Annotated in this window: 19 protein-coding genes; 16 read left to right on the forward strand and 3 right to left on the reverse strand. The window is 58.0% G+C overall.

Going from position 1 to position 24245, the window contains the following annotated elements; all coding sequences use genetic code 11:
- Positions 1–81 precede the first annotated feature (81 nt).
- The 3 genes from ZBT109_RS03465 to map form a co-directional block, all read right to left on the reverse strand.
- Positions 82–459, reverse strand: coding sequence for a Spx/MgsR family RNA polymerase-binding regulatory protein (locus tag ZBT109_RS03465; RefSeq protein WP_038278350.1), 378 nt, complete (start codon positions 457–459; stop codon positions 82–84).
- Positions 460–549: 90 nt separating this feature from the next.
- A complete protein-coding gene (glnD, locus tag ZBT109_RS03470) occupies positions 550–3231 on the reverse strand; it encodes a [protein-PII] uridylyltransferase (RefSeq protein WP_038278347.1) in 2682 nt (893 codons plus the stop codon).
- A 430-nt stretch (positions 3232–3661) separates the two neighbouring features.
- The gene (gene map / locus ZBT109_RS03475; protein ID WP_027705285.1) at positions 3662–4465 is read right to left on the reverse strand and encodes a type I methionyl aminopeptidase; all 804 of its coding nucleotides are present in this window, start codon (positions 4463–4465) and stop codon (positions 3662–3664) included.
- 415 nt (positions 4466–4880) lie between these two features.
- Between map and rpsB the strand changes: the two genes are divergently transcribed.
- From rpsB to dnaE, 16 genes are all read left to right on the forward strand, one after another.
- On the forward strand, positions 4881–5615 hold the full coding sequence (gene rpsB, locus ZBT109_RS03480) for a 30S ribosomal protein S2 (protein WP_027705284.1): 735 nt from the start codon (positions 4881–4883) through the stop codon (positions 5613–5615).
- Between the two features lie 317 nt (positions 5616–5932).
- Positions 5933–6802 carry a translation elongation factor Ts gene (gene tsf / locus ZBT109_RS03485; protein ID WP_027705283.1) on the forward strand — a complete coding sequence of 290 codons (870 nt, stop codon included), beginning with the start codon at positions 5933–5935 and terminating at the stop codon, positions 6800–6802.
- A 239-nt stretch (positions 6803–7041) separates the two neighbouring features.
- Positions 7042–7770 carry a UMP kinase gene (gene pyrH, locus ZBT109_RS03490; protein WP_027705282.1) on the forward strand — a complete coding sequence of 243 codons (729 nt, stop codon included), beginning with the start codon at positions 7042–7044 and terminating at the stop codon, positions 7768–7770.
- Positions 7771–7937: 167 nt separating this feature from the next.
- Complete coding sequence (gene frr / locus ZBT109_RS03495; protein ID WP_027705281.1) at positions 7938–8495, forward strand: ribosome recycling factor; 558 nt, start codon at positions 7938–7940, stop codon at positions 8493–8495.
- Positions 8496–8499: 4 nt separating this feature from the next.
- Positions 8500–9255, forward strand: coding sequence for a polyprenyl diphosphate synthase (gene uppS / locus ZBT109_RS03500; protein ID WP_027705280.1), 756 nt, complete (start codon positions 8500–8502; stop codon positions 9253–9255).
- Positions 9248–10069 (forward strand): phosphatidate cytidylyltransferase, encoded by an 822-nt coding sequence (locus tag ZBT109_RS03505; protein ID WP_027705279.1) that lies wholly within the window; start codon positions 9248–9250, stop codon positions 10067–10069. The genes uppS and ZBT109_RS03505 overlap by 8 nt, the downstream gene beginning before the upstream one ends.
- Positions 10070–10177: 108 nt before the next feature.
- Positions 10178–11380, forward strand: coding sequence for a 1-deoxy-D-xylulose-5-phosphate reductoisomerase (ispC, locus tag ZBT109_RS03510; protein ID WP_038278343.1), 1203 nt, complete (start codon positions 10178–10180; stop codon positions 11378–11380).
- Positions 11381–11460: 80 nt separating this feature from the next.
- Complete coding sequence (gene rseP / locus ZBT109_RS03515; RefSeq protein WP_027705277.1) at positions 11461–12813, forward strand: RIP metalloprotease RseP; 1353 nt, start codon at positions 11461–11463, stop codon at positions 12811–12813.
- Positions 12814–12917: 104 nt separating this feature from the next.
- Positions 12918–15260, forward strand: coding sequence for an outer membrane protein assembly factor BamA (bamA, locus tag ZBT109_RS03520; protein ID WP_027705276.1), 2343 nt, complete (start codon positions 12918–12920; stop codon positions 15258–15260).
- Positions 15261–15412: 152 nt separating this feature from the next.
- Positions 15413–15928, forward strand: a complete 516-nt coding sequence (locus tag ZBT109_RS03525) for an OmpH family outer membrane protein (RefSeq protein WP_027705275.1) — start codon at positions 15413–15415, stop codon at positions 15926–15928.
- 54 nt (positions 15929–15982) lie between these two features.
- A complete protein-coding gene (gene lpxD, locus ZBT109_RS03530; protein WP_027705274.1) occupies positions 15983–17011 on the forward strand; it encodes a UDP-3-O-(3-hydroxymyristoyl)glucosamine N-acyltransferase in 1029 nt (342 codons plus the stop codon).
- 114 nt (positions 17012–17125) lie between these two features.
- The gene (gene fabZ, locus ZBT109_RS03535) at positions 17126–17569 is read left to right on the forward strand and encodes a 3-hydroxyacyl-ACP dehydratase FabZ (protein ID WP_027705273.1); all 444 of its coding nucleotides are present in this window, start codon (positions 17126–17128) and stop codon (positions 17567–17569) included.
- Entirely contained in the window at positions 17566–18333 is a 768-nt protein-coding gene (gene lpxA, locus ZBT109_RS03540; RefSeq protein ID WP_027705272.1) for an acyl-ACP--UDP-N-acetylglucosamine O-acyltransferase, read from the forward strand. The genes fabZ and lpxA overlap by 4 nt, the downstream gene beginning before the upstream one ends.
- Before the next feature lie 206 nt (positions 18334–18539).
- A complete protein-coding gene (gene lpxB, locus ZBT109_RS03545; protein ID WP_027705271.1) occupies positions 18540–19709 on the forward strand; it encodes a lipid-A-disaccharide synthase in 1170 nt (389 codons plus the stop codon).
- Positions 19710–19753: 44 nt separating this feature from the next.
- Positions 19754–20413, forward strand: coding sequence for a ribonuclease HII (gene rnhB, locus ZBT109_RS03550; protein ID WP_051523840.1), 660 nt, complete (start codon positions 19754–19756; stop codon positions 20411–20413).
- Positions 20414–20552: 139 nt separating this feature from the next.
- Positions 20553–24056, forward strand: coding sequence for a DNA polymerase III subunit alpha (gene dnaE / locus ZBT109_RS03555; protein WP_027705269.1), 3504 nt, complete (start codon positions 20553–20555; stop codon positions 24054–24056).
- Positions 24057–24245: the final 189 nt, after the last annotated feature.

A 24245-nucleotide genomic window follows, 5' to 3' on the forward strand; every position in this document is an offset into this window, starting at 1 on the left:
CAATGTGGCGCGAAAAGAGCTTTCTGTCAGTGACGCCGCGAAAGCCGCGAATTCATTGAATGTGGGCCGTGAGCGGTGTGCTCAGGCCAGCGCCGAATAGCGCGCGTCGTCGATGCCGACGATCACGGCGCTGTCCGTCACCAGCAAAGGGCGTTTCAACAGTGTGGGGTGCTGACGCAGCAGAGCGCGTGCCTTATTGGCATCAAGCGCTTCACGGTCAGCGGCATCCAGCTGGCGCCATGTCGTGCTGCGGCGGTTGAGCAGCGTTTCCCAAGGCACCGCGGCCATGAAGTGTGCCAGTAGCGCACTGTCTAGCTGCCCTTCTGCATCGGTAGCATCGGCGCGCAGGTCGATGAAGCGGTAGGTAACGCCGAGTTCATCCAGCAGGCGGCGGGCCTTGCGGCAGCTGTCACACTGCTTAAGACCATACAGCGTCGGAAGAGGATGAGGCACTGTCATGCTCGGACTTCTCTGATCGAATGAGTGGAGAAGGCAGCGCGATGGGCTGCCTTCTGACGTTCAGGTCTGCCAGTGTACCAAAGCCGGACCTTAACTGCCGAGTACCGCATCAAGCACCTCTTTCAGCCGCGACGTCAGGCGCTGATTGTAATCGGTATTGCGCAGTGGGCCGCCGCGTGCGTCGGTCACGAAGAAGACGTCTTCCACCCGCTCGCCCAGTGTCGAGATCTTCGCTGAATGCACGGATACGTCGAACTCGACGAACAGCCGTCCGATGCGGGCCAACAGCCCTGGCCTGTCGGCGGCTTCGACGGTTAGGATACTACCGCGGTGCATGCTGTCCTCACGGAAAGCCACCTGTGTCGGCACTTGGAAGTGGCGCAACTGGCGCGATGTGTGGCGTGTCACGATCGGCGGCAGGTTCTGCGGCGTGCGCAGTGCTTCGGTCAGTACAGCATGAATATGCCGCAGACGAGCGGGGTCTGTCACGGGCTGATGCTGAGCATCCAGCAGAGTGAAGGTGTTCAGCGTCCAGTCATCGCTCGACGTGATGATGCGTGCGTCGTGTACGGACAGGTCCAGTTGGTCGAAGGTGCTGACGATGGCCGCGAAGAGGCCGTTGACCGAGTGCGTGTGGATGAAGACCTGGGTGCCGCCTTCAGGGGTATCGTCACCCGGGGTACTGAACATGATGATCGGTACGCCGGGGTGCTCGAGAATACCCAGCGTTTGCCACGCGATTTCGTAGGCAGAGTAGGGCAGGAAGTAGTCGTCACCGCAGTGATGCCAGCAGCGCTCGACCGCCTTCATATTGCAGCCCAGCGCCTCCAGCATGGCCCACGCATCACGGCGCGTTTCACGGCTAGCATCGCTGCGATCGAACGGTACGGACAGGCCGCGTTCCAGCAAGCGGAAAGCTTCTTCGAATAGCTGACGCAGCAGTGCCGAACGCCAGCCGTTCCACAGTGTCGGGTTGGTGGCTTGAATGTCAGCGACGGTCAGCAGATAGAGCGTGGCAAGGTGGCGCTTGTCCTGCACGATCTCAACGAACTCACGAATGACGGCGGGTTCTGACAGATCACGCTTCTGCGCTGTCTGCGACATCAGCAGATGGTTCAGTACCAGCCACTCGGCCAGTTCGGTGGTTTCCGCCGACAGTCCGTGGCGCTCACAGAACACGCGCACGTCTTCTGCGCCCAGCAGCGAGTGGTTGCCGCCGCGCCCTTTGCCCAGATCGTGGAACAGCCCTGCGATCCACAGCACCTCACGTTTGCGCAGGCGCTGCATGATCTCGATCGCCAATGGCGCATCGCAGCGTTCATCGCCTTCGAGGAACTGCTGCAGGCGTTGCAGTAGGTTGAGCGTGTGCGCCCCTACGGTATAGATATGGAAAAGGTCGTACTGCATCAGCCCACTGACGCGTCCGAACTGCGGGAGGTAGCGGCCCAGTACGCCGTAGCGTGCCATCAGCGACAGCGTGCGGGGAATATTGCCTTCCGCACGCATCATCAGCATGAAGATCTGTTGGTGCAGTGGGTTGTCTCGGTACTCATCGTCGATCAGATGGCGTTGCGCGCACAGCGCTCGCAGCGTGTCGGCCCGGATGCCCTTGATATCAGGGCGCTGAGCCAGCCATGCGAACAGCGATAGCAGCGTTTCGGGAAACTGCTCGAAGGTATCGGGCTCCCGAATCTGGATGTGGTCGCCGCTGAGCGCGAAATGGGCGTCCAGCAGTTCGGTCGGGGCCTCGGTATCGAGATCGACCCACTGCTCACGGAAGTGCAGCAAGATGATGTCATTCAGCTCGGTCACGATCGCTGCTGTCTGATAGTAGACGTGCATCAACTGCTCGACGGCTAGCTTTTCGGGCGTGTCGACAAAGCCCAGCTGCTGTGCGATCACCTGCTGATGCTCAAACAGCAGGCGGTCTTCTTCACGGTTAGTTTCGAGATGCAGCGCGAAGCGCAGACGCCACAGGAACTGCATGCTCTGGTCGTAGCGTGTCAGGTCCTCTTCGGTCATGTACCCCAGCGTCACGGCTTCGGCCAGCCTGTGCACCCCGTAGTGGCGGCGAGCCACCCAAGCGATCGTGTGCAGGTCGCGCAGGCCGCCAGGAGAGTCCTTGACGTTAGGTTCCAGCAGCGACTCGGTCTGATCCAGCTTGCCGTGCCGCTGCCGCTGTTCTTCTCTCTTGGCCTCGAAGAAATCGCGGGAAGGCCACATGTGTGCGGTCGACGTTGCGGTATGCAGCGTGTCGAACAGGGTCTGAGGGCCGATCAACAGGCGGCTTTCCAGCAGGGCACTGATGACCGTCAGGTCCTCGGCCGCCAGACGTTCGCAGTCCGCCAGCGTGCGTACGCAGTGTCCTGGCATCAGGCCGATGTCCCACAGCAGCATGACGAAGGCCGACAGCGCTTCCTGATGGACCGCATCTTCCTGCTGAAGTACGACCCACAGGTCGATGTCGGAGTGCGGTAGCAGTTCACCACGGCCATAGCCGCCGACCGCCAGCAACATGATGTTGGTCGCATCGTCGGAGGGTAATCCTGCATGCTGCCAAGCGGCCCTGATGATGCGGTCCATGACCTCGGCACGCAGGTGAACCAGCTGGTCGATCGGTGCGCCTTGGCGAAAGCGTTCGGCGAGGGCGGCGTAGAGTGTACCGAGCGCCTTGCGGAAAAGGGGAATGGCCGGGTGATCAGTCAGCTGATGCTGTAGCTGATCGATATCTGGAAGCGCCAGTGCCGATGCTGTTGTCGTTGTATCCGGCATGTCGGGACCTCGCGAAAAGAGGATGAACAGAAAAGGCGTAATCGTCTGTTGGCATCATATCCGATCCTGACGCTGCGATGGAGAGCCAGCACGGCAAGAATCCGCACGCGATAGGCGCGATGGCCACGGGGTATTGAAGGAAAGATAGAGGAGTGCTTCTCATCCCGACGTTTACGGGGCGTACGCCGTATTAATGAAGGGTGTGATCCGATATGTCTTGAGGCAGATGAACGATAAAAAACAACAAGAATCAAGAAACTACAATCCGTTGGTACCCTGCTTATATCAGGTGTTCTGGACGTTAGGGCGTTGTGTGCGACCTGATGGGGCGTTCGGTGAGGAAATAGGGCAAGAGAAATGAAGGATCAACTGTGTGGCGTGGCCGAGGCACGCTGATGAACAGGTGCCTCGGTAACGCGTGCAGACAGGCTTACACGGTGACGTTTGGCATGCCGGAGAAGTCTTCATCCTTGCGAGCAGTGGTCACCAGTACGCCATCCTTGGTCATGATCAGCGTATGTTCCCACTGTGCTGACAGGCTCTTGTCGCGAGTCACTGCCGTCCAGCCATCTTTGAGCACCTTGGTGGCATAGCCGCCCACATTGATCATCGGCTCGACGGTCAGGCACATGCCTTCTTCGAGTACCAGATCAGTGTGCTCGTCATAGCCGTCGTAGTGCAGCACTTGCGGGTCGGTATGGAACTCGGTGCCGATGCCGTGACCGCAGTAGTCGCGGACGACGCTATAGCCGTTACCTTCCGCGTGCTGCTGGATCACTTTACCGATATCAGACAGACGTACGCCCGGTTTCATGATCTCGATCGACTTGTACAGGCATTCCTGAGCCACGCGGCTGAGGCGTTCACCTTGGATGTTCTCGCCGACGTAGTACATGCGGCTAGTATCGCCGTAGTAGCCATCTTTGATGACGGTGATGTCGATGTTAAGGATGTCGCCTTTCTTCAGTTTTTTGCTGAAGCTGGGAATGCCGTGGCATACCACGTGGTTCAGCGAGATGCAGCTGACGTTCGGGAAGCCGTGGTAGCCCAGGCAGGCCGGAACCGCTTTCAGTTCATCTTCAATATAGCGCTGGCAGAGCTGATCCAGTTCGCCGGTAGAGACTCCCGCCTTGACGTGCGGTTCGATCATTTCCAGAACGCTGGCGGCCATGCGGCCAGCGATGCGTAGTTTTTCGATCTCTTCGGCGCCGTAGCGAGGAATGTCGGTAGACATGAGTAGTGCAATCTCCAAAGGGTGATGCCCGGAAGATCCCTGTGCGTACACGGATTTTCCAGGCAAGAGGTGTCAGAACGAAGGTCGCGTGTACCGCCTTGCTCTTGATGTTGGGAGAAAGGATATCGCCTTATTGGACATGTGCACAGGGGTGATGTGGACGCATGGGGCGAATGCGCAGCTTCTAAATTTCCATCGGGTATGATATAAAACGCCGCGCTTAATGACGGATCTGAACGATTCTTCGGTGAACCCTCTATACTCTGTAGTGTCCCACTACAGATAGGCAGTGTTCACTGCGCTATCACTGACCCCACACACGTATCGTCACATGGTCCCGGGTGCCTGTCGCAGGCTGCGCTGGGTCGGATCCATGGGATGCGTGGAGGCTCAACCCGATTCAAGGAGAAATTCCATGGCAGTTTCAATGCGTGACCTGCTCAAAGCGGGTGCCCACTTCGGCCACCAGACCAAATACTGGAACCCGAAGATGAGCAAATACATCTTCGGCGCTCGTAACAAGATCCACATCATCAACCTCGAAAAAACACTGCCGGCGCTGAACGAAGCGACTGCGGTTGTTGAGAAGATGGCTGCGAGCAACAACAAGATCCTGTTCGTTGGTACTAAACGTGCTGCGAGCAAGGTCATCGCCGAACAGGCTACCCGTGTAGGTCAGCCGTTCGTCAACCACCGCTGGTTGGGCGGTATGCTGACGAACTACAAAACCATCCGTCAGTCCATCAAACGTCTGCGCGAACTCGAAGCCATGCATCAGGATGGCACGTTCGACAAGCTGACCAAGAAGGAAGTCCTGATGGCCACCCGTGAGCAGCAGAAACTCGAGCGCTCCATCGGTGGTATCAAGGAAATGGGCGGTCTGCCTGATGCACTGTTCGTGATCGACGTTGACCACGAACGCATCGCCATCAACGAAGCCAACAAACTGGGTATCCCGGTTATCGGTATCGTTGATAGTAACGCCAACCCGGACGGTGTCGACTACGTCATCCCGGGTAACGATGACTCCATCCGCGCTATCCAGATCTACGTTGAAGCCATTGCTGATGCATGTGCCAAAGCGAAAGAAGGTCGTCCGGACGAGTTCGTCGAAGTTGCAGAAGCAGAAGATGCAGCAGCTGCCGAATAAGGTCAGCCGCTGACGCCTGGTTGTCCGCGCGCCCCGAGTGCGATGACAAAAGGCGAAAGGGGGGCCTCGGCCCCCTTTTTCATATCCACCTGAGAACCCTGCTGCTGTTCACCGACGCGTCGGCAGGCGTACCATGCGCCATATCATGGCGTGCGGGCCCCATTTTTTTGGCCCGGTGTTCGCCATAGGCATGCAGGATCGTCTAAGGTTCAGGAATACGACGCTCACAGGTATCATTTGGCCTGTGTGCTGCCTTCTTTGGATGGGGGCGTACATCACCCACGTTCGAAGAAACGTCTAAAGAATGGAGAATTAGTATGGCCGCTATCAGCGCTGCTATGGTCAAAGAACTGCGTGAACGCACTGGTCTGGGCATGATGGAGTGCAAAAAAGCACTGCAGGAAGCCAACGGTGATATCGAACAGGCAATCGACGATCTGCGCAAGAATGCAGGTCTGAAATCTGCCAAGAAAGCAGGCCGCATCGCTGCCGAAGGCGCTATCGTTATCCGCGCTGCCGACGATGCTTCCTTTGCTGCCATGCTGGAAATCAACTCTGAAACCGACTTCGTTGCTCGCGACGAAAACTTCAAAGCTTTCGCACAGAACGTTGCGGCCAAAGCTTTCGAAGCGCGCTCTGAAGACGTTGCTGCCCTGATGGAAGGCGAGCTGGAAGACGCTCGTAACCAGCTGGTTCAGAAAATCGGTGAAAACATCAGCGTTCGTCGCATCGCGATCGTCGAAGCACCGGAAGGTGTTGTCGGTGGTTACGTGCACGGCGATCGCATCGGTGCCGTTGTCGTCCTGAAAGGTGGCAATGCAGACGTCGCTCGCGACATCGCTATGCACGTTGCCGCTATCAACCCGGCCGTTGCTCGTCCGGAAGATATGCCGCAGGAACAGCTGGATCATGAAAAATCCATCATCCTGGCGCAGCCTGACATGGCCGGCAAGCCGACCGAAATCGCTGAAAAAATGGTTCAGGGTCGCCTGAAAAAATACCTGGCTGAAAATAGCCTGGTTAACCAGCCGTTCGTTAAAGATCCGAACGTCAGCGTTGCCGAATACGCCAAGAGCGCGGGCGGTGAAGTCGTCAGCTTCGTACGTTTCGAAGTCGGCGAAGGCATCGAGAAGGAAGAAGTTGACTTCGCTAAGGAAGTCATGGAACAGGCTGGCCTCAATAAGTAAGCGAGTGCTTGCATGACGATTATGCTGTCGTCACCTTCCAATGGTGGCCCGGAGTTTCCGGGTCACCATCCGCAGCGGCTTTCTCGCCACTGCCACCAGCCGATCATCATGGATGCATCGGCAGGATTCCCGTTTCTCTCTGGCGTGCGTTGTTCGCACGCCAATTTGTATCTGTATAGTTGCGTCCAGCATGCCCATAAGTCGCGTGCTGCTTTCGCATGCCTGTAAGGAGCGCTGCCATGCCCGTCGTTCATGATCGAAGTGTCAAATACAAGCGGATTCTGCTCAAGCTCTCGGGCGAAGCCCTAATGGGAGAGCACGACTTTGGGATCGACCCCAAAGTGCTGGATCGCATGGCCCAAGAAGTTGGCCAACTGATCGGTATCGGTGTGCAGGTAGGTCTCGTTATCGGCGGGGGCAATCTGTTCCGTGGGGCGGCTCTGCACGAAGCGGGCATGGATCGCGTGACCGGCGATCACATGGGGATGCTGGCCACCGTCATGAACGGCCTGGCGATGCGCGATGCACTTGAGCGTGCGGGTATCCGTTCACGTGTCATGTCAGCCATTCCGATGAGCGGCGTCGTCGAGCACTACGACCGCCGTACGGCTATCCGCTATCTGACGGCCAGCGACGTCGTGATTTTCTCTGCAGGTACCGGTAACCCGTTCTTCACAACGGACTCTGCGGCCTGTCTGCGCGGTATTGAAATCGACGCGGATGTCGTCATCAAGGCCACCAAGGTCGATGGCGTTTACGACAAGGACCCGGTCAAGCACGCCGATGCCGTCAAATACGACAGCCTGTCTTACGACGCCGTGCTTGATCAGAAGCTGGGTGTTATGGACCTGACGGCCATCTGCTTGGTTCGTGATCACAACATGCCGGTACGCGTCTTCGACATGACCAAGCCGGGTGCACTGCTGAATCTAGTCACGGGCGGTAAGGAAGGTACGGTCATCGAATAAGATGCACCGCGTTGCGCTCAGGAAAGAGTGATGCGAGGTGAATTCCTTGCGTGTCGCTCTCCTGAGAGTCGGCGACTTCCTGTATCATTAGTCCCTGCATATCGTTTCGTATACTGCTGACCGTTTCTTCATGGCGGTCAGCTTATTTTCAGGCAGAGGTAACGCCCATGATCAATGAAATTCGTAAAGACGCTGAAACACGCATGAACAAGAGCGTTGAAGCGCTGAAATCCGCCTTCAACAAGATCCGTACCGGTCGTGCGCACCCGAGTATCCTCGACGCCGTTCGCGTTGACTACTACGGCAGTGAAGTACCGTTGAGCCAAGTCGCCAACATCAACGTTGAAGATGCACGCACGCTGGCCGTCGTGCCGTGGGAAAAACCGATGGTCCAGAAGGTCGAGAAAGCGATCATGACCTCTGACCTCGGCCTGAATCCGTCGACTGCCGGTACCGTCATTCGTGTACCGATGCCGCCGCTGACCGAAGAAACGCGCCGCAACTATACGCGTCAGGCACGTGCGGAAGCCGAAACGGGCCGTGTTGCCGTTCGTAACGTACGTCGCGATGCCAACAACGACATCAAATCACTGCTGAAAGAAAAAGAGATCAGCGAAGACGATGCTCGCCAGGGCGAAGACGCGATCCAGAAGCTGACCGATGCGCATATCGCTGAAATCGATAAGCTGCTCGAACTGAAAGAACACGACCTGATGCAGGTCTGAGTCAATGACGGATTCCACGAAGACCGAGCCTACGTCCACGCCTGCGCGCCATGTCGCCGTCATTATGGACGGCAATAACCGCTGGGCGAAGGCAAAAGGCATGTCCGGCATCCGTGGGCACCACGCCGGCGTCGATGCCGTGCGGGCTACGATCCGTCGTGCTGCCGAGCGCGGTGTCGAAGTGCTGACACTGTTTGCCTTTTCCAGTGAGAACTGGAAGCGGCCAGCCAAAGAAGTGGGCGCACTGATGGAGCTGTTCATGCTGGCGCTCCAGCGGGAGGTCGGCAAGCTGGCGCGTCATAATATCCGTCTGTCGATTATCGGTGATCGAAGTCGGTTTTCCTCGGTGTTGCAGAAGCTGATCGCCAAGGCGGAAACGCGTACGCGCGACAATACCGGCCTTCATCTGGTCGTGGCGGCCAACTACGGTGGGCGCTGGGATATCGCACAGGCCGCACGTCGTCTGGCCGAGCAGGTCGAGAAGGGTGAGCTGGCCTCGGCTGATATCGACGAAACACTGCTGGGTCAGGAAGTTTGTTTGGGTGGTCTGCCGGATGTCGATCTGTGTATTCGTACCAGCGGTGAGCAGCGCATCAGTAACTTCCTCCTATGGCAGATGGCCTATGCCGAGCTGTATTTTACGCCGTGCTACTGGCCTGATTTTGATGCGGCGGCTTTCGATGACGCGCTCGATGCCTTTGCAAACCGCTCCCGTCGCTTCGGCATGACGGGCGAGCAGATAGAGGTGAAGGGTGCTTAAGCAACGTTTTCTGACAGCGCTGGCCATTGGCCCGCTGTCACTCGTGCTGTTGTTCACGTTGACGGGATTGCCGTTTGCCATGTTCGTTGGCTTCGTCATCCTGCTGGGTGCTTGGGAGTGGGCCAACCTCTCCGGCCTCGAAAGCCCGGGTGGTCGCTTCGTGTATACACTGGCGATCGGGGCGGGCATGATCTCCACCTGTCTGACCGATATCGTGCATCAGAACTGGCCGATGTGGGTCGCGCTGGCGACGTGGATCGTCTGCTGCGGCTGGGTGCTGACCTATCCCGCAACGGGGCGGATGTGGCACTCGCGCGTCGTGCGTCTGGTGCTGGGTGGGTTGATCATGCTGCCCAGCTGGATGGGGCTGCAACAGCTGCGTGAGATCGCGACCGGATCCTCCGGGTTTGCATGGTGGCTGCTGTACGTGCTGTTCATCATCTGGGGTGCCGATATCAGTGCGTATTTTGCGGGCAAGGCGTTCGGCAAACGTAAGCTGGCACCACGCGTCAGCCCGGGCAAATCGTGGGCGGGCGTCTATGGTGCGCTGGCAGGTACCGCTGTGCTGTCGTTCCTGATGGATGCCATTCAAGGGTTTGATCTGCGTCAGGCGATAGTGCTACTCGGCGTAACTTGGCTGGTAACGCTGACGTCCGTTGTAGGCGATTTGTTCGAAAGTATGCTCAAGCGCTACCGCGGTCTGAAGGATTCAAGCCAGTTGCTGCCGGGGCATGGTGGCATGCTGGATCGTATCGATAGCCTTCTGGCGGCTATTCCTGTCTTTGCGCTGTTCCTGCCTTTCCTCGTTCATTGATCTTATGCAGGCACCTGTGACGTAATGGTCGCAAGTGCCTGTTCTAGCTTCTATGCTCATAAGAGAACGCCTTTCTTTTCACTACAAGGACGACGTGTGAATCCGTCAATGCAGAAAAGGATTGTAGTGCTGGGTGCGACCGGTTCCATTGGCACCAGTACGCTGGACGTCATTGCGCGTCATCCCGAACGTTACCGTGTGGCTGCCCTGACGGCGCACGTTTCGCGCGACAAACTGTTGGCACAGTGTCTTCAGCATCATCCTGATACTGCAGTCATCGCCCATGAGCACGATGCCCGCTGGCTGAGTGCTGCCTTGCAGGATGCGGGCTGTGAAACGCAGGTGCTGTACGGTGAGCAGGCACTATGCGATGTGGCATCGGCTGCTGATGTCGATGTCGTGGTTGCGGCGATCATGGGCGGCGCGGGATTGGCGCCTACGTTGGCGGCAGTAAGAGCTGGGCACCAGATTCTGCTCGCCAACAAGGAGTCGCTGGTGATGGCGGGGCCGTTGTTTACCGACGCGGCACGGCAGAGCGGTGCGCGCGTGCTGCCGGTGGACTCCGAACACAATGCGATCTTCCAGTGCTTGCCAGCGCCTTCATCATCGACGGCCTTGCATACCGATCTTGCACAGGCCGGCGTGATACGCTTGCTGCTGACCGCTTCCGGGGGGCCTTTCCGAGGCTGGTCGCGTGATCAACTGCACGACGTGACCCCGGAGCAGGCGTGTGCCCATCCCAACTGGTCGATGGGGCGTAAGATTTCGGTTGATTCCGCCACCATGATGAACAAGGGGCTGGAAATTATCGAAGCCTGCTGGCTGTTTGATCTGACGCCTGACGATATCCACGTTGTGGTACACCCGCAGAGCATTGTGCACTCGATGGTGGCCTATCGCGACGGTTCGGTGCTAGCTCAGCTGGGCAATCCCGATATGCGTACGCCGATTGCACATGCATTGGCGTGGCCCGAGCGCATCGACTCTGGCGTTGCGCCGCTGGACGTGTTCAGCATGGCGCAGTTTGAGTTCCGCCCGCCGGATGAAGAGGCGTTTCCCTGTCTGGGGTTAGCGCGGCGTGCTATGAACGCGGGTGGAACGGCACCGGTCGTGCTCAATGCAGCGAATGAAGTGGCCGTGGATGCTTTCCTAAACGGTCAGATTCGCTTTACGGCTATTCCGAAGCTGATTGACGAGGTTATGGCGGCGTTGCCGGTCGTGGCCGCTGATACGCTGGAGACTATCTTTGCGCAGGATGCGTTGGCCCGTGATTATGCTGCGAAAATCGTCGCTCGGTGGTGTGATGAGTGAACGACTGGCACTGAGACGGGTCTGATGCTGGCGGGGGGTACTCGCCGCGCTCGCCGCCATGCTCTGCAACGGAAACGCGCATGAATATCGTTGAAAACATATTGGCTGCCATCGTCGTACTGGGCGGGCTGGTCACATTCCATGAGTTTGGCCATTTTTTGGCGGCACGCTGGTGCGGTGTCCATGTTCTCGCCTTTTCGTTTGGCTTTGGCAAACCGCTGGTGAGCGTGCGAGGGCGCAAGGGTACGCGCTTCATGCTCTCGCTGCTGCCGCTGGGCGGTTATGTCCGTCTGCTGAACGATCCCGATGAGCTGGACGAAGGAGAGGTGCCACACGGCACAACCATGGGCGCTCAGCCCTGTTGGAAACGTGCCATTATCATGGCCGCTGGGCCAGCAGCTAACTTCGTGCTGGCTATCGCCGTCTGCGCGGTGATGTTTATGCGCGGTGCAACGGACATTACCCCGGTCATCGGCGATGTTGGTGACAGTAGCTGGGCGGCACGTGGCGGGCTACAGGCTGACCAGCAGATCCAGCGGATCAATGGTGAAGCAACTCCAACGTGGTCGCGAGTGAAAGAGGTGCTGGAATCTCGTACGTTAAAGGCGCCGATCACGATCGAAACGACGGATGGTGTTCAGCACCGCATGCCTGAACTGGCAGCGAGTTCCGAGGCGCTCTCCCTGTGGCAGCGAACAGGAATTGTGCCTTGGCAGCCAACGCTGCCACCCGTGATCGGTAAGGTGGTACCCAATACGCCCGCCGCCATTGCGGGACTGTCGGAAGGTGTTCGCATCGTGGCGATCGACGATCAGCCGGTCGTCTCATGGGAAGAGGTGCTGACGCACGTACGCAGCAATACCGAACATCGCGCGATGCGTCTTAGCGTACAGTGGTCACCGGGCGAAACTCCGCGTACGGTAGTGGTGCAGCCACAGACGCTCGGTAATGGTCGCGATGCAGTCATCGGTATCCAGCCGCAGAACGTGGCATGGCCCGCGACACATCTGTATCAGCAGCGCTATCCTGTGCATGAAGCAATCATGCGTGGGGTAGGGCGTACATGGGACATGACAGTGCTGACTGCGAAAGGCGTATGGCAGCTGGTGTCCGGAGCCGCGTCGCCGCGAAGCCTTGGTGGCCCGGTGATGATTGCCCAGGTGGCGGGCGCTTCGGCGCGTAGCGGTCTGGAAACGTTCCTCGACTTCATGGCCTATCTTTCGGTCAGCCTCGGCATCTTTAACCTGCTGCCTATCCCGATGCTGGATGGTGGGCAGCTGGTTTATCTGCTGGCAGAAGCGATCAAGGGACGGCCGCTCTCCATGCGCATGCAGCTTGGAGGGCGTGTGGTAGGGCTTATCGTGGTTGGTGGGCTAATGTTAATGGCATTCTACTTCGACCTGGTTCGCACGCTGACGAACCTTGTCAGGTAGGTCAGGTTATGTATAAGGTGCACGCTACGTGACAAGGTTGCAGGGACGACACGGCAACTCTCGGTAGCGACCTTGTGAAAGCGAATATTGACGGCATGGACGGCATGAAGAAGAAGACCCTTGGTTTGGCCGCAGCCTGGCTGCTCGGCAGTGCGCAGATGGCTTCTGCAGCACCCTTCGATGTAGCGAACATCCGCGTCGAAGGTCTGAAACGCGTATCCACGGGAACGGTGCTGAACGCGCTGCCGTTTTCATCACATCAGCGTCTTGACGATGCTCAGCTGTCACAGGCCGGGCAAGCGCTGTTCCGCACTGGCCTGTTCGACGACGTGAATTTCGTGCGCGACGGCAACGTGCTGGTCGTGCGAGTGGCTGAGCGCCCGGTCGTTGCGCGCCTTGAAATCAAGGGGAACCGCCAGCTGTCCACCGAAGACCTCAAGAAAGGGCTGACGCAGTCCGGAGTCAGTGAAGGGCAGGTGCTGCAGCGTTCCACGCTGAACGAAGTGCAGCGCGAGCTGGAGCGTCTGTACCAGTCCCAAGGGCGTTACAACGCTACCATCCGTACCTCGCTGAAGTCGCTGCCGGACAACCGTGTCCAAGTCAACATCGACATCAACGAAGGGGCGAGCGCCCGTATTCGTCAGATCAATATCGTGGGCAACCACGCGTTCAGCGATGACACACTGCGCAAACAGTTCGAGCTGGCCGACAAGCCCGGTTGGTTCTTCGGGATGTTTTCGAGTGACCGCTACTCGCGCGATGCTATGACGGCCGATCTTGACCGCCTGCGTTCGTTCTATCTGGACCGTGGTTACGTCAACTTCAACGTCACCTCCACGCAGGTGTCGATCAGTCCCGACAAAGCCGATATCTATATCACGGTCAATGTCGATGAAGGTCAGCGCTATACGCTGGGCAACATCGGCTTCGCCGGCAAACTGGGTATGAGCGAAGAGGAAGCGCGCAAGCTACTGACCGTCTCAAGCGGTCAGGTCTTCAATCAGGCCGAACTGCAGAAATCAACGGAAGCCATGCGCTTGGCGCTGGGCAATGCCGGTTACACCTTCGCTAAGGTGGATGCCGTGCCTACCGTGCATCCTTCGGATGACCGCGTTGACATTACCTTTAACGTCGATCCGGGCCAGCGCGCCTACGTGCGCCGTGTCGCCTTCCGAGGTAACACCACGACGGCCGATGAAGTGCTGCGCCGCGAAATGGTACAGCTTGAAGGTGCGCCGGCATCGTCAGACAACATTCGCCTGTCGCGTGAACGCTTGCAGCGTCTTGGCTTCTTCAGTCAAGTGGATGTACAGACACAGCCCGTTCCCGGTGAACCCGACCAGCTCGACGTAAATTACAGCGTCACCGAACAGCCGTCCGGTAGCATTTCGGCCAGCGTCGGTTTCGCACAGTCGGAAGGGATCATCTATGGGGCGTCGCTCTCGCAGAGCAACTTCCTCGGTACGGGTAACCGCGTAGATGTTGGCGCCCAGAAGAGCAAGTACTACACCAACCTGCGCTTCGGGTTTACTAACCCGTACTGGACGCTGGATGGTATCTCTCGCGGCTATGACCTTTACTACCGCAAGACCAACTACGAAGACTCCGACGTCTCGACCTATTCGAGTGATGCAATCGGGGGCGGAATCAACTTCGGCTACCCGATCAGCGACTTGTCACGTTTGAACTTTGGTCTGGGCGGTGAACACCTGAAGGTCAAGGCCTACAACGATTCTCCGGCCGAGATCGACCAGTACATCAAAGACAACGGCGGCGACTACAACAACTATAAGCTGAGCCTGAGCTGGACGCGCAACAACCTGAACCGCGGCATCTTGCCGACCAGCGGTAACTATCAGCGTGCGTCCCTTGAAGGTACCGGCCCGGGTAGCGATGCCGAGTACTACAAACTGCGTTATCGCGCGCAGACCCTGTTCGAACTTAAGCCGGAATGGTCGCTGAAATTCAGCACCAATTTGGGCTACGCCAACGGTTACGGCAAAACCGAGCAGTACCCGTTCTTCGAGAACTTCTATTCAGGCGGTCTGGGTTCTGTGCGTGGCTATACCAACAGCACGCTGGGACAGAAGACCACCAAGCGCAACGACGGTGACGACGACACGTTGGGCGGTAACATCCTTGTCGAAGGTTCGGCTGAGCTGATCTTCCCGCTGCCGTTCATCGAAGATCGCCGCCAGCTGCAGACCTCTCTGTTCTTGGATGCGGGTAACACATTCCTCACGGATTGCTATTCTACAGGTTCCGTGGCACGCACTAACGAATGCAAGACCGGTGTCGATATGGGCGAACTTCGCTACTCTGTCGGTGTCGGACTGTCATGGCTGACCCCAGTGGGACCGCTGACATTCAGTCTGGCTAAACCGCTTCACAAGAAATCTGGCGACGATACTCAAGTCTTCCAGTTCTCTTTGGGCCAGACTTTCTGATGCCATGCGATGCCTGCTGTGTAGTGTTTGCTAACCGAAATGGATATTCACCAGCAGCAGGCAATGCGGCCTTCATATCCAGAGCGTGCTTGCCTCATCGCGCTGTATGAAGGTGACAGCACGTGTCGATCACGTTTCAAAAGGAGATAAGAATGCGTAAACTGACTCTGGCTCTGGGCATGGCTGCGGCCACGTTCATCGGTACGGCAACGGCAACTGCTGCTCAGGCAGCGGATATCGCCGTTGTGGACTGGCAGCAGGCGCTGTTGGATACCAACGCGGCCAAACAGTCCATGAACCAGCTTAAGAACAAGCTGGGTAACCGTCCGCAGCAGCTCCAGACGATGGGCCAAGAGCTCCAGCAGATGCAGCAGCGTTTGCAGCGTGACGGTGCCACCCTGTCTGACTCTGCGCGTAACCAGCAGATGCAGCAGTTCCAGACCAAAGGTGCGGAATTCCAGAAACTTCGCGCTCAGCTCGAAGAAGAGCGTCAGACCCAAGAAGATCAGTTCCTGCGTTCCGCGCGTCCGCGTCTTGACGCTGCCATCAAGCAGGTCGTTCAGCGTCACGGTGTGAAAGTCCTCGTTGACCGTACCGGTGTCATCTATGCCGACGACGCACTGGATCTGACCGGCGAAGTCACACAGGCGTATAACGCCGCCAAATGATGATTCCTGTGGTCGGAAGGGCATGCCGCCTTTCCGGCCCTGTCACGGATAGCCATGAATACGATTGCCAAGCACGGCTACACGTTGAATGAACTGGCCGAACGCGTGGGAGCGACCGTATCCGGAAACGGAGACGCGCTGATCACCGGACTGGCCACCCTTCATGATGCGGGCCCCGAAGATCTGGCCTTTCTGGCCAACCCCTCTTACCTGCGCTTCCTGCAAGATACTCATGCAGGGGGTGTTTTGATCCGCGAAGAGCATAAAGATGCCTGTCCAGTGCCCGCACTGGTGCTCAAGGATCCTTATCTCGGCTATGCCATGCTATCGCAGCTTTTCGATCCGATGGCTATGAAGCAAGCACCCACTGTTCATGAAACTGCCGTAATTGCCGATACAGCGACTATCGGTGAGCGTGTATCCATTGGACCGCATGTCCATATCGGTGCCCATGTGACCGTCGAAGACGATGTCGTTATCGACGCTGGCGTGGCCATCGGCGATGGCTGCATCGTCGGCAAGGGATCGCACCTCTATCCGAATGTCACGCTGTATCACGGCGTTACGCTTGGCGAACGTTGCATCATCCACAGCAGCGCGGTACTTGGCGGTGACGGTTTCGGCTTTGCCTTCAACGGCAAGGGCTGGACCAAAATCGCACAGATCGGTGGCGTTCGTCTGGGCGATGACGTCGAAGTCGGAAGCTGTTCCAGCATTGACCGTGGTGCGCTCGGCGATACGATCATCGGCAACGATGTCAAGATCGACAGCCAAGTGCAGATTGCCCATAACGTCCAGATTGGCGATCATAGCGCGCTGGCGGGTTGCGTTGGCATCGCTGGGTCGACCAAGATCGGCCGCGGCTGTCTGCTGGGCGGTGGTGTCGGCGTCGCAGGTCACCTTGAGATCGCCGATCGCGTCCAGATTACCGGTATGAGCCTGATCACCAACTCGATTCACTCGGCAGGTGTATACTCCTCGGGTACTGGCGCGATGCCGAATGCCCAGTGGCGTAAGAATGCCGTTCGATTCAAGCAGCTGGACGAGATGGCCCGCCGTCTTTCTCGGCTCGAAAAGCGCTGATATTCGGAGAGTGTCTTGGCCCGCAAGGTTGCATCGGGCCAATACGCACTATATAAAGCCTGCCTGGTCGCAGGCATTTTAATTTTCAGAGGCCGTGCCTCAGAGGTTGACTACATGGTCATGGGTATCAAGGAAATTCAGGAGTACCTGCCGCATCGCTTCCCGTTCCTCCTCGTGGATCGAGTAGTGGAACTTGAACTGGGCAAGTACATCAGAGCTTACAAGAACGTCAGCTACAACGAACCGTTCTTCACCGGTCACTTCCCGGATCATCCCATCATGCCGGGCGTACTGATCACCGAAGCACTGGCACAAGCGGCCGGTATCCTCGGGTTCAAGACAGTCAACAAGCTGCCACGTGATGGCTACATCTATTACTACGTCGGTAGCAACAACGTGCGTCTGAAGCGTCCGGTCTACCCGGGTGATCGTCTGTACCTAGAAGCTCACATGGACAAGTCCAAGCGTGGCATCTGGAAGTTTACTTGCCGTGCCTATGTCGACGACGAGCTTGCCTGTGAAGCCGACATCATCTGTGCTGAGAGGAAGATCGCTTGATCCACCCGACTGCTATCATCGACCCTGAAGCGCGGGTCGCCGATGACGTCGAAATCGGGCCTTATAGTGTTATTGGGCCTGATGTCGTCATCGGACCGGGGTGTGTCATTGCACCCCACGTCGTCATCAAGGGTTCCACGATCATCGGTGCGCGCAATCGTATCTTCCAGTTCGCCACTATCGGTGAGGACTGCCAAGATCTGAAATATCACGGTGAAAAAACGTATCTCGAGATTGGTGATGAGAATACGTTCCGTGAAGGTGTTACCGTGCACCGAGGTACGGTTCAGGATCAGGCGCTGACGCGTATCGGCAGCCACAACCTGTTCATGGCCTACTCGCACGTAGCACACGACTGCGTTATTGGCGATCACTGCATCATGGCCAACCAAGCCACGCTGGGCGGGCATGTCACCATTGGTGATCATGCTATCTTGGGTGGGCTGGCCGCCGTGCATCAGTTCTGTCACGTTGGTGCGCATGCCATGTGTGGTGGCGGCTCGATCATTACTAAGGACATTGCGTCCTTTGTCATGGTCAATGGCAACCCGGCTCATACGCACGGCATCAATGCGGAAGGGCTGCGTCGACGTGGGTTCTCCGCTGAAGCGATCAGCGCGCTGAAAGACGCCTACAAGCGCGTCTTCCGTGGCAAGCAAACGCTCAGCGAAGCGATTGCCGAGCTGCAAAAGGAAGAGACCCTGCCAGAAGTCGATATGTTCATCGACTCGTTGGTATCGTCTACTCGAGGCCTTACACGCTGATACCCTCTATCGGCGTGCAGGACATACCGTCAGTACTGCTGACGAAGGGTTTCCCGTTGCGTTCATGGAACACTGCCTGCGCTTCCATGCCGCTTCGGTGACCCTGTCTCCATGATCGGCCGTACAGACACGCCAGCCAGCAGGGCACGGCTCGCGCGACTGTGATCGGATCGTCCCGCCTATTCTCCGGTACGGTGACCCTACCCATGACTCAGACCGTTGCTCCCGCGCCGCTCAAGGTGTTCGTCGTTGCGGGCGAACTCTCGGGCGATATCCTTGGCGGTGGCTTGCTGCACGCGCTCAAAGTCCGCCATCCACAGATTGCCTTCAAAGGCATTGGTGGCCCCCGAATGATTGCTGAGGGCATGGAGAGTCTTTTCCCGCTGGAAACGCTGTCCGTGATGGGGCTGGTTGAGGTGGTGCGCCATCTGCCACGGCTCTTCAGCGTGCGGCGTCAGCTGCGTGAGGCTGCTCTGGCATGGGGGGCTGATATCATGATCGGTATCGACGCGCCGGACTTCACGCTTGGGCTGGAGCGGCAGCTGCGCGAACGCGGCATGCATACGTTGCACTATGTCAGTCCCTCAGTGTGGGCATGGCGACAGGGGCGCATCAAGGGCATCAAGGCCTCGGCCGAGCACATGCTGACACTACTGCCGTTCGAAGCCGATTTTTATCGCCAGCATCGGATGCCGGTCACTTTTGTGGGACACCCGCTGGCCGATACGTTGCCCGTTGAAGATGACCAGGCGGCCGCGCGCCGGATACTGGCGCTTACCGGTGAGGCCACAGTACTAGCGATCCTGCCGGGCTCGCGGCGCAGTGAAGTGGCGAGCATGCTCCCCGTTTTCCTAGACACGGTGCCATTGCTATTGGCGGATCAGCCTCAGCTGTCGATCGTCATTCCTGCGGCCACGCCTGCTCGTTACGATGAGATCAGGGCGCTGCTGGCACAGGCTGACCCTGCGGTGGCGGCCGCTATTGCCGTGACGACCGAGCCGGCTGCGACGGTCATGACAGCGGCCAATGCTGTATTGCTTACGTCAGGAACGGCGGCGCTTGAGGCCATGCTCTGCCATCGTCCGATGGTGGTGGCTTATCGCATGCCGTGGCTGACGCATGCCATCGCGAAGCGAATGGTGAAGACGCGCTGGATATCGCTGCCCAACCTGATCGCGCAGGACGACATGATTCCCGAGCTGATTCAGGATGAGGTCACGCCCGAGCGGCTGCATGACACCTTGAGACCTTTGCTCCATCAGGACAATGCTGCGATCATGACGCGCTTCCGGCAGCTGCACGCGCAACTGGCATGCCATGCCAGTGAGCGAGCAGCCGATGCCGTGCTGTCACTCGTTCAGAATTCGCCTGATTGACCGTAGTCGTGCTTGCCACGGCTACCAGCAAAGGACTGTTGCTCATGACCGTACGTTCCTCTTCAACGCGCTCTCGCTCTCGTGCCGCTAAAGGTACTCCTAAAGAGTGGCCGCCACTCGTCATCGAGTACGATGGCATGTTGCTGGCGGGTGTGGATGAAGTGGGACGAGGACCGTTGATCGGCAATGTCGTAACGGCCGCCGTAATTCTGGATCCCTCGCGTCCCATTGATGGGCTGACCGATTCCAAAGCGCTGTCGGCCAAGAAGCGCGAGACATTGGATGTACTGATCCGTGAGCGAGCGCTGGCCTGGGCGATCGGCAGTGCCTCTCCGCAAGAGATCGACGAGCTGAATATCTATCACGCGACGCATTTGGCCATGCGGCGCGCCATTGACGCGCTGGCTCCGGCCGCTGAATACCTGCTGGTTGACGGCAACCGTCTGCCGGGCCATTCGTTGCCCGGGCAGGCGGTCGTTAAAGGCGATGCACGTCACCCCGCTATCGGGGCCGCTTCCATTCTGGCCAAGGTGGCGCGCGATGCGGAAATGGTCGCACTGGATGCGCAATACCCCGAATATGGTTTTGCTCGCCACAAGGGCTATCCAACGCGCGAGCATCTGGCCATGCTGGAAAAACTGGGGCCTCTGCCCGAACATCGCCGTTCCTTCGGCCCCGTACAGCGTCAGCTATCCTTGCTGTGAGGCGTGAGGCTTCTGGAATGATGCCGGAAGTCTGCACCCTTTAGCTGCGATTCCCTGCCATGATGTGTGTTGCATATCACGGCGAGTGATCCCTTCTGTATGAAGGGCGATCACCTCTGTTTCTTCTTCGAGAGTTGCCATGACGACGCCTTTCGTACACCTGCGCGTACATACCGAATATTCTCTGGTGGACGGTCTGGTGCGGCTTAAGCCGCTGACCAAAACCGTCACCGAAATGGGCATGCCCGCACAGTGCATTACCGACGAAACTAACCTGTTTGCGCTGGTCAAGGGCTATAAAGCGGCACAGGGGGCCGGTACCAAGCCGGTAGTGGGCAGCGACCTGTGGATGATCAACCCGCAGGATGAAGAGCACCCGTACCGATTGACACTGCTCGCCATGAACGCGGAAGGGTATAAGAACCTGACCGAGCTGATTTCCCGCGGCTGGCAGCATGGGCAGGTCAAAGGCGTACCGCTACTGCACAAAGAATGGATCTTCGAAGCTTCTGAAGGCCTTATTGCCCTGTCCGGCGCGCGTGAGGGTGAAATCGGACGCTTCCTGCTGGCAGACCACGCCGAAATGGCGCGGACGCTGCTCGCTGAATGGCAGCGCTTCTTCCCTGATCGCTTTTATCTGGAGCTGCAGCGTACCGGCCGCCAGTACGATGAAGAGTGCGTGCATCTGTCAGTCGCTTTGGCCGCTGAGACGGGCACACCTGTGGTGGCGACCAACGACGTCCGCTTCCTGAAGCGTGAAGATTTCTGGGCGCATGAAACACGTGTCTCCATCGGGGAAGGGCGGGCGCTCAACGATCCGCGCCGTGAACAGCGCTATACCGAAGAGCAATATCTGAAATCGCCTGCCGAAATGGCTGAGCTGTTCGATGATATCCCCGAGGCGCTCGAGAACACGGTCATGATTGCCGCACGCTGCAACGTCGACCTGCGTCTGGGCACCTACTTCCTGCCGGAATACCCCATTCCTGATGGCCTTAGTATCGAAGAATTCTTCAATAAGCTGTCCCATGAGGGGTTAACCAAGCGCCTAGAGTTGCTGTTCGAAGGTCCGAATGCCATCTACCGTGAGCGCAGTCGCGAGGAAGAAGAACCCAAGTACCGCGAACGCCTGGAGTTCGAGCTTCAAATCATTAACCAGATGGGGTTTCCCGGTTACTTCCTCATCGTTATGGACTTCATCCGCTGGGCCAAGCAGAACGGGATTCCCGTCGGGCCGGGGCGTGGTTCCGGTGCTGGCTCGCTTGTCGCGTATTCGCTTGAGATTACCGACCTTGATCCACTCGAATACGACTTGCTGTTCGAGCGCTTCCTGAACCCTGAACGTGTTTCCATGCCCGACTTTGACGTCGACTTCTGCATGGAAAAACGTGACCGCGTCATTGACTACGTGGCCGACACCTACGGTCGCGATGCGGTATCGCAGATCGTGACTTTCGGTACCATGGCGGCCAAGGCCGTGGTGCGCGACGTGGCGCGCGCGCAGGGCAAGCCGTACTCGCTTGGGGATCGTCTGTCCAAGATGATTCCGTTTGAGGTGGGCATGACGCTGGCCAAGGCCTGGGAACAGGAAGAGCCGCTGCGTGACTATGTCGAGGGCGATGAAGAAGCGGCCGAAATCTGGGAAATGGCGCTCAAGCTGGAAGGGATCACGCGTGGTACCGGTAAGCACGCCGGGGGCGTGGTGATCGCGCCGACCAAGCTGACCGACTTCTCGCCGCTGCTGTGCGATGAAGACGGTTCGGGATTGGTCGTCCAGTTCGACAAGAACGACGTCGAAGAGGCCGGGCTGGTTAAATTCGACTTCTTGGGGTTGCGCACCCTGACCATCATCGACTGGGCGCTCCAGTGGGTGGACAAAGAGCGTGCCCGTAGCGGCCAAGGTCCGCTGGATATCGCCACTATCCCGCTGGATGACCGTGAAACGTTCAGCCTGTTGCAGCGTGCGGAAACTACCGCCGTGTTCCAGCTTGAATCGCGCGGGATGAAAGAGCTGATCAAGCGCCTGAAACCTGACTCGCTTGAAGACATGATCGCCCTTGTGGCGCTGTTCCGCCCTGGCCCTTTGCAGTCGGGCATGGTGGACGACTTCATCAACCGTAAGCACGGGCGTGCCGAGCTGTCCTACCCGCACCCCGATTACCAGCATGAGTGGCTGAAACCGGTACTGGAGCCGACCTACGGCATCATCCTGTACCAGGAGCAAGTCATGCAGATCGCGCAGGTACTGGCTGGCTATACGTTGGGTCAGGCCGATATGCTGCGCCGCGCGATGGGTAAGAAAAAGCCGGAAGAGATGGCCAAGCAGCGGTCTGGCTTTATGGAAGGGTGTGCGAAGAACGGTATTGATAAGGATCTTGCCGGTAACATCTTCGATCTTGTAGAAAAGTTTGCCGGTTACGGGTTCAATAAATCGCACTCTGCGGCGTACGGTCTGGTCTCGTACCAGACGGCATGGCTGAAGACCCACTATCCAGCCTCATTCATGGCGGCCGTTATCTCTACCGAAATGGACAACCTTGATAAGGTTGTGCCGTTGATCGAAGAGTGCCGACGGATGAAGCTTGAAGTGACGCCGCCGGACGTAAACCGCGGCGAGTATCGCTTCAGTGTCAACGAGAAAGGTCAGGTGGTTTACGGGCTAGGGGCCATTCGCGGTGTCGGTGAAGGCCCGATCGAAGCGATCGTGGACGCGCGTCGTCAGGGCGGTGATTTCATTGACCTGTTCGATTTTTGTCGCCGCGTCGATGGCAAACGCCTTAACAAGCGTACGCTGGAAGCACTGATCCGTTCTGGTGCGTTGGACCAGCTAGGGCCGTCTCGCGCGATACTGGCAGCGGCGCTGGACGATGCACTCAAGGCGGCTTCTCAGTCGCATGCCAACCAGTCCATCGGCATTGACGATATGTTCGGTGACATGTTCGCCGCTGAAGAGAGCGAAACGGATAACTACGCGCAGTATCGCGATGTGCGCGAGTGGACCGATCGCGAACGTCTGGGTGGCGAGAAAGATACGTTGGGTTTGTACCTGACCGGTCATCCGATCGACGAATATGAGCCGGAACTGAAGCGTTTCGTCAGTACGCGTATTAACGACTTGCGTCCTTCGCGCGAACCCCAGCGAGTGGCAGGGCTGGTGGTTGGCACGCGTACCATGAAGTCGCGCCGCGGCGATACGATCGCGTTTGTGACGCTGGATGACCGCACCGGGCGCATCGAAGTCTCGCTGTTCGGCGAGCTGTATGATCAGGTGCGTGCAAGCCTCAATGACTCACAGGTGATGATCATTGAGGGCGATGTCAGCTCGGACGACTATAGTGGTGGTTTGAGGCTGCGCGGCAAGGAAATCACCATGATGGTGGATGCTCGCAAGCGCTACGGTGAGGCTATTGAGGTCACGCTAGACACGCGTCGGCTGGACATTCATTTCCCACGCCGTCTGAAGGAAGGTCTGCAACCACACCTTGATCAAGAGGGGCTGCCCGTGCGCTTCAACTACCGCAACGAGCAGGCCGGTGGTCTGATCGAACTCGGGGCGGAATGGCGGGTCTCACCGAGCGACGAACTGATGATCTCGCTTAATGAACTTGAAGGACAGCGCGGTGTGCGCCTAACGTACCGGTAGAGTTTCTACTCTTGCACGTTTCGTTATGCGTGAGATAATGCCGTATATTGGAAACAGTGCGCTTTGTGGCATTCAGCCGTTATGGTGGCTGTTCACGCTACGTGGCAAGCGCCACTGTTGATTTACAAGATCGAGCATCTCGTGACGACCCCCGCACTGCCTACTGGCAGTTCTGCGACAAGGGCGATG

This window comes from Zymobacter palmae, from assembly GCF_003610015.1.
In the GTDB taxonomy this organism is placed as follows: domain Bacteria; phylum Pseudomonadota; class Gammaproteobacteria; order Pseudomonadales; family Halomonadaceae; genus Zymobacter; species Zymobacter palmae.